General features: G+C 43.0%; 7 protein-coding genes. 6 read left to right on the plus strand and 1 reads right to left on the minus strand.

Translation table 11 applies throughout. The features are described 5' to 3' along the window. Nucleotide 1 precedes the first annotated feature (1 nt). From DWY37_RS09640 to DWY37_RS09665, 6 genes are all read left to right on the plus strand, one after another. Nucleotides 2-1,063 (plus strand): ABC transporter ATP-binding protein, encoded by a 1,062-nt coding sequence (locus DWY37_RS09640; RefSeq protein ID WP_117698499.1) that lies wholly within the window; start codon nucleotides 2-4, stop codon nucleotides 1,061-1,063. A 6-nt stretch (nucleotides 1,064-1,069) separates the two neighbouring features. Continuing rightward, on the plus strand, nucleotides 1,070-2,782 hold the full coding sequence (locus DWY37_RS09645) for an adenylyl-sulfate reductase subunit alpha (protein WP_117698500.1): 1,713 nt from the start codon (nucleotides 1,070-1,072) through the stop codon (nucleotides 2,780-2,782). Beyond that, on the plus strand, nucleotides 2,766-3,080 hold the full coding sequence (locus DWY37_RS09650; protein WP_117698501.1) for a 4Fe-4S dicluster domain-containing protein: 315 nt from the start codon (nucleotides 2,766-2,768) through the stop codon (nucleotides 3,078-3,080). Before DWY37_RS09645 ends, DWY37_RS09650 begins: the two co-directional genes overlap by 17 nt. 33 nt (nucleotides 3,081-3,113) lie before the next feature. Then, the gene (gene cysD, locus DWY37_RS09655; protein WP_117698502.1) at nucleotides 3,114-4,013 is read left to right on the plus strand and encodes a sulfate adenylyltransferase subunit CysD; all 900 of its coding nucleotides are present in this window, start codon (nucleotides 3,114-3,116) and stop codon (nucleotides 4,011-4,013) included. 1 nt (nucleotide 4,014) lies between these two features. Beyond that, nucleotides 4,015-5,712, plus strand: coding sequence for a sulfate adenylyltransferase subunit 1 (locus DWY37_RS09660; protein ID WP_118544482.1), 1,698 nt, complete (start codon nucleotides 4,015-4,017; stop codon nucleotides 5,710-5,712). Between the two features lie 72 nt (nucleotides 5,713-5,784). Continuing rightward, nucleotides 5,785-6,030 carry a LacI family DNA-binding transcriptional regulator gene (locus tag DWY37_RS09665; protein ID WP_242986179.1) on the plus strand — a complete coding sequence of 82 codons (246 nt, stop codon included), beginning with the start codon at nucleotides 5,785-5,787 and terminating at the stop codon, nucleotides 6,028-6,030. A gap of 11 nt (nucleotides 6,031-6,041) precedes the next feature. On the opposite strand, the gene DWY37_RS16035 is transcribed toward DWY37_RS09665, so the two are convergent. Continuing rightward, the coding region (locus DWY37_RS16035; protein ID WP_207663677.1) for a hypothetical protein at nucleotides 6,042-6,263 on the minus strand (222 nt) is incomplete at its 5' end.

Below are 6,263 nucleotides of genomic sequence, written 5' to 3' on the forward strand. Positions count from 1 at the left end.
TATGTATGTTGAAATGAAAGATATATGCAAACAATATGGCAGTTTTAAAGCTTCTGATCATGTCAGCTTTGGCATTGAAAAAGGAAAACTGGTGGCATTGCTTGGACCATCCGGCAGTGGAAAGACAACACTGCTTCGTATGATTGCAGGACTGGAAATGCCAAATTCCGGAGATATTTACATCGACGGAAAACGGGTCAATGATGTACCGGCTTCCAAACGAGGCATCGGATTTGTTTTTCAGAACTACGCATTGTTCCGCTATATGACCGTATATGACAATGTGGCATTTGGACTGGAGCTTCAGAAGGTGCCAAAGAAAGAGATTAAGAAGCGGGTAATGGAGCTTTTGGAGATTACCGGACTTTCCGGTATGGAGAAGCGGTATCCGAACCAGTTGTCCGGCGGACAGCGGCAGAGAGTTGCTTTTGCAAGGGCACTGGCACCAAGACCACAGGTACTGCTTTTGGATGAACCGTTTGCAGCAATTGATGCCAAAGTTCGTTCGGAATTAAGACTCTGGCTTCGCAGTGTGGTTACAAAGCTTGGAATCACCAGCATTTTCGTAACCCATGACCAGGATGAAGCCGTTGAGGTGGCAGATGAGATTATCATTACTAATCACGGAACCATCGAACAGATTGGAACACCGGCAGAGATTTATAATACACCGGATACTCCGTTTGTAGCACAGTTCATCGGACGTTCTTCCCTGGTGGAACATTACGAAGAATTACATGGATTTGATAAAATCGAGGGCGCAGCGAAAGCAGTCATCCGACCGGAATTTGTAAAGATACATAAATTTGGCAAAATTGACCGCTATATGAGTGCATCCCAGGATGGCATTGTAAAGGATATCGTATTCCGTGGAAACCGTCTGGATGTTACGGTAGACGTAGGCGGCATAGAGATAATCTGTGAATGGCCATTAGAAAAAGAAAGTCTTGAAATCGGAGAGAAGGTAAGCCTTTTGATTTACCGGTTATATGTGCTGGATAAAGAGCGGACGTATCTCTGTGAAAATAAAGAAATGCAGGAGGATGATGTATTCTACATCTAAGTTGCTATGGAAATTAAGAACAGGAAAATATTGGATACAGACATTTTAATTATTGGCGGTGGAACCGCAGGCTGTTATGCAGCACTGACCATTGCAGAACAGTCCGATGCGAAAGTTATCATTGCAGAGAAAGCCAACATCAAAAGAAGCGGCTGTCTTGCAGCCGGAGTAAATGCCATTAATGCATATATTGTAGAGGGCAGAAAGCCGGAAGATTATGTGGATTATGCCAAAAAGGATGCAGACGGCATCGTAAGAGAAGATTTACTTCTTACCATGTCGGAGGGCTTAAACCGTGTAACAGAGAAAATGGAGAAGCTTGGTCTTGTCATTTTAAAAGATGAGAATGGTAAATATGTGGCAAGAGGAAACCGGAATATCAAAATCAACGGTGAGAATATCAAGCCGTTACTTGCTTCTGCAGTAGAAGCACTGCCGAATGTTACCATATTAAACCGGGTGGCAATTACCGATTATCTGGTAAAGGAGAACAGGATTTATGGTGCAGTGGGATTTTCCATTGAAAATAAGACAGCAGTAGAAATCCGGGCGAAGAAAGTGCTTTGTGCAACCGGTGGAGCATCCGGTCTTTACCGGCCGAACAATCCGGGATTCTCCAGACATAAGATGTGGTATCCGCCATTTAATACCGGAGCCGGTTATGCCATGGGAATTGAATCGGGAGCAGAGATGACCACTTTTGAAATGCGTTTTATTGCACTGCGTTGCAAAGATACCATCGCACCGACCGGAACCATTGCACAGGGTGTGGGAGCAAAACAGGTAAATGCCCTTGGCGAAGTATATGAGACAAAATACGGACTTACCACTTCACAGCGTGTGTATGGAACCGTAAAAGAGAATTTATTAGGACATGGTCCATGTTATCTTCGGACAGAAGGAATCAGTGCAGAGCAGGACGATTCATTAAAGAAAGCTTATCTTAACATGGCACCGAGCCAGACCTTAAAATGGATTGAGCAGGGAAAGAACCCAAGTGAGCAGAATGTGGAAATCGAAGGAACCGAGCCGTATGTGGTAGGTGGACATACCGCCAGTGGTTACTGGGTTGACACCAGAAGAGAATCTACGATTCACGGACTGTATGCAGCCGGAGATGTGGCAGGAGGCTGTCCACAGAAATATGTAACAGGAGCCATGGTAGAGGGCGAGATTGCAGCAAAGGCAATGTTAGAAGACCTTGTAGAAGAAAATGCTGCAAGCCATGAAATGACCGGAGAAGAGAAAGCATTCTGTGATAGCAGATTTGAAGAAAAGATAAAAGAGTATGATAAGATTTTAACAAATCAGTCCGGCTTATATGATACGGAACAGTTAGAGGAAGCTATGCAGAAGGTAATGGATACCTATGCAGGCGGAATCAGTAATCATTATCAGTTTAATGAAAACCAGTTGAATCTGGCAGAAGAGAAAATCGAAAAGTTAAAGGAACTTTCGAAGGAGCTTGGAGCTTCCAATATGCATGAGCTGATGTTTGTCTATGAGCTTAAGAACCGGCTGACGGTCTGTGAGACACTGATTTATCATCTGAGAGCCAGAAAGGAAACCCGCTGGCACAGTTTTGCAGAAAACTTAGATTATCCGGATAAGAGTGATGAGTGGTTAAAATATGTGAATACCAGAAAAGAAAATGGAAAAATCCAAGTGCTCTTCCGGGAATTAGTAAAGCGAGGTGAGACCTATGAGCATAGCTATTAATCAAAGTAAATGTGTGGGATGTGGCAGATGCAGTCAGGTCTGTCCGGGAACACTGATTGGAATGGGTTCTGACGGAAAGGCATGTATGCTGTATCCGAAGGACTGCTGGGGCTGTTGCTCCTGTATTAAGGAATGTAAGGTAGATGCCATAGCACTTTACTTGGGTGCAGATATGGGCGGCATGGGAAGTAAGATGAGTGTAGCAAGCCGGGAACAATATCTGGACTGGAAGATAGAGAAACGAGATGGCAGCGTAGAAACCATCGTTATTGACAGAAAGCAATCGAATCAATATTAATAAATCGCCACGGGGTGGCAGAAAGAGGTAAGTATGGGTGAATTATCACATTTGGATGAACTGGAAGCAGAAGCAATTTACATCATAAGAGAGGTAGCCGCAGAGTGCGAGAAGCCGGTTATGCTTTACTCCATTGGAAAAGACAGCTCCGTAATGCTGCATCTTGCCATGAAAGCATTTTATCCGGAGAAGCCGCCATTTCCATTCCTGCATGTAAATACCACATGGAAATTCAAGGAAATGATTCAATTCCGTGATGAGACAGCAAAGAAGCTTGGCATTGAAATGTTAGAGTATATCAATGAAGATGGTGTAAAGAAGGGCATTAACCCATTCGACCATGGCTCTGCATATACCGATATCATGAAAACACAGGCATTGAAGCAGGCATTGAATAAATATGGATTTACCGCAGCATTTGGCGGTGGCAGACGAGACGAGGAAAAATCCCGTGCAAAGGAAAGAATTTTCTCCTTCCGTAATGAAAATCATGCCTGGGACCCGAAGAACCAGAGACCGGAAATGTGGAAACTTTACAACGCCAAAATCAATAAAGGCGAGAGCATTCGTGTATTCCCGATTTCCAACTGGACAGAAACCGATATCTGGCAGTATATCAAACGTGAAAAAATTGACATTGTGCCATTATATTTTGCAGCAGTACGTCCGGTAGTATATCGTGATGGAAATATTATCATGGTGGACGATGATCGTATGCGTCTGCTTCCGGGAGAGAAAATCCAGTACAAGAGTGTACGTTTCCGTACCTTAGGATGCTATCCTTTGACCGGAGGAACAGAGTCAACAGCAACTACATTGGATGAAATTATCGATGAGACTTTAAGTGCAGTATCTTCCGAGAGAACCACCCGTGTCATTGATAACGAAGCAGCAGGCAGTATGGAAAGAAGAAAGAGAGAGGGGTATTTCTAAGATGAGTGGATTATTAAAATTTATTACATGCGGTAGTGTGGATGACGGAAAGTCCACTTTGATTGGACACATTCTTTATGATGCAAAGCTTTTGTATACAGACCAGGAAAAAGCACTGGAATTAGATTCCAAAGTAGGAAGCCGCGGTGGAGCAATTGACTATTCTCTTCTGTTGGACGGACTGATGGCAGAGCGTGAGCAGGGTATTACCATTGACGTAGCATACCGTTATTTTACAACAGACAACAGAAGCTTTATCGTAGCAGATACACCGGGTCATGAAGAGTACACCAGAAACATGGCGGTTGGTGCATCCTTTGCAGACCTTGCAGTTATCTTAATTGATGCAAAACAAGGGGTACTGGTACAGACCAGAAGACATGCCAGAATCTGTGCATTAATGGGAATCAAGTTCTTTGTATTTGCAGTAAACAAAATGGATCTGGTAGACTACAGCGAAGAGCGTTTCAAAGAAATCGAAGCACAGATTAAAGAATTAGCAGACGAACTGAAGTTAGAGAGCATTTACATTATTCCGGTTTCTGCAACAGAAGGTGATAATGTAACAACCAAGTCTGATAAGATTAGCTGGTACAAGGGAGAGGCATTGCTTCCATACCTTGAAAAAGTAGATGTAACAGAGAAGAAGCAGGAAGAGGGCTTCTATATGCCGGTACAGAGAGTGTGCCGTCCGGACCATACTTTCCGTGGATTCCAGGGGCAGATTGAATCCGGTGAAGTAAAAGTCGGAGACGAAATCGTTACCCTGCCAAGCAATGAGCGTGCGCATATCAAGAGCATTTTAGTAGGAGATAAAGACAGCCATAGTGCCTTTATGGGACAGCCGGTTACACTGCAGCTTGATAAAGAAGTAGACGTATCCAGAGGCTGTGTCATTGCATCCGGCAATAACCTGCCAATCAGCAAATCCTTTACAGCAACCATTCTCTGGATGGATGATGAGGAGCTGACACCGGGAACCGATTATCTGGTAAAACTTGGAACCAAGCAGATTCCCGGTATCTTAAAGAACATTCAGTATAAGATTGATGTAAATACCGGTGAATTTATTCCGGCAGGACAGCTTAAGAAAAATGAGATTGCAGTCTGTGACCTTGATTTGCAGGAGCCGGTTGTCATCGATGAATTCAAAAAGCATAAGACTTTAGGAGAGCTGATTCTGATTGACCGTATTTCCAATATGACTTCTGCCTGCGGTGTAGTAGAAGATGCTACCGTAGATGAGAGCAAGGATTTAAAAGCAGCTTTCGTATATGGAAGTCTTAAGGGAAATGGAGACATTTTCGAAGAGTTCTATTATAACCTTGAGAGCATGACGATTGCCAAGGTACGTCCGGTTCAGAAGACCTATACCATTGGAGATGAAATCCCGGTAAGCGGAGAAAGCTATCAGTATCCGGATGACTTCGATATTGTCATCTTAAGAGAAAGAATCTTTGTACAGGTTCGTGGACGCAAGGTAGAAAAGATTGCACCGCTGGCAGAATACCAGTACAACAATGTTCCGGTTATCAACGGAAGAGGATTTGCTGTTGCCATTACATCTGCACAGGATGCACAGGCATTCTTAGACGATTTGGCTGCAGCAGGTGAAAAACCATCCAGCGACTTCTTCAATAAGTGGTTACATTTTGAGACTTATCGTAAGATTATTTTCAAAGACGAAATCTGGTTATAAAAATAAGAAAGCTGCGGGGAATACGCTTTTTGCGGTTCCCCATAAAAAATGCGGGATACAGGAGGGATTCATATGTCGATTAAGAAAATTGCGGCGATAGCAGGCGTTTCGACAGCCACTGTATCCCGTGTTTTGAATAATCTGGATTACAAATGCTCTTCCGAAGAATTGCGGGAGAAAATCTGGCAGATAGCAAGAGAGATGAACTATATGCCAAACGAGGCAGCCAGGAATCTGAAAATGGGTAAGAGTACTACAAAAGACACGATGTATTACCTTGATATTTTAATGACACGGACGGGAAATAATCAGGAATAGTGACGGCTTAATTATACCTGGAAAATGTGAGCCCCAGGTGTTAAAGAAGCTGTCTTCCTACTATAAAGTAACTCCCTTTTTACAAAAGTGTGTCTGATGCATAATTCCTTATAATTATTCGCTTTTTCTACTTTTATACATTTTATATTCATTTTCCATAATGTGGAGCTTATTTTTTGATAAGTTGTCGTGCAATTTATTAGAATGGAATTTTTGAAAGAGCCAGCATCTTG

Origin of the sequence: Roseburia sp. AF25-13LB (genome assembly GCF_003478915.1) — a bacterium.
Taxonomy (GTDB): domain Bacteria; phylum Bacillota; class Clostridia; order Lachnospirales; family Lachnospiraceae; genus Roseburia_C; species Roseburia_C amylophila.

What these genes read in the sequence shown, in the direction of transcription:
- DWY37_RS09640 (WP_117698499.1), top strand. Translation starts at nt 2, where the DNA reads ATGTATGTTGAAATGAAAGATATATGCAAACAATATGGCAGTTTTAAA.
- cysD (WP_117698502.1), top strand. Translation starts at nt 3,114, where the DNA reads ATGGGTGAATTATCACATTTGGATGAACTGGAAGCAGAAGCAATTTAC.
- DWY37_RS09660 (WP_118544482.1), top strand. Translation starts at nt 4,015, where the DNA reads ATGAGTGGATTATTAAAATTTATTACATGCGGTAGTGTGGATGACGGA.
- DWY37_RS09665 (WP_242986179.1), top strand. Translation starts at nt 5,785, where the DNA reads ATGTCGATTAAGAAAATTGCGGCGATAGCAGGCGTTTCGACAGCCACT.
- DWY37_RS09650 (WP_117698501.1), top strand. Translation starts at nt 2,766, where the DNA reads ATGAGCATAGCTATTAATCAAAGTAAATGTGTGGGATGTGGCAGATGC.
- DWY37_RS09645 (WP_117698500.1), top strand. Translation starts at nt 1,070, where the DNA reads ATGGAAATTAAGAACAGGAAAATATTGGATACAGACATTTTAATTATT.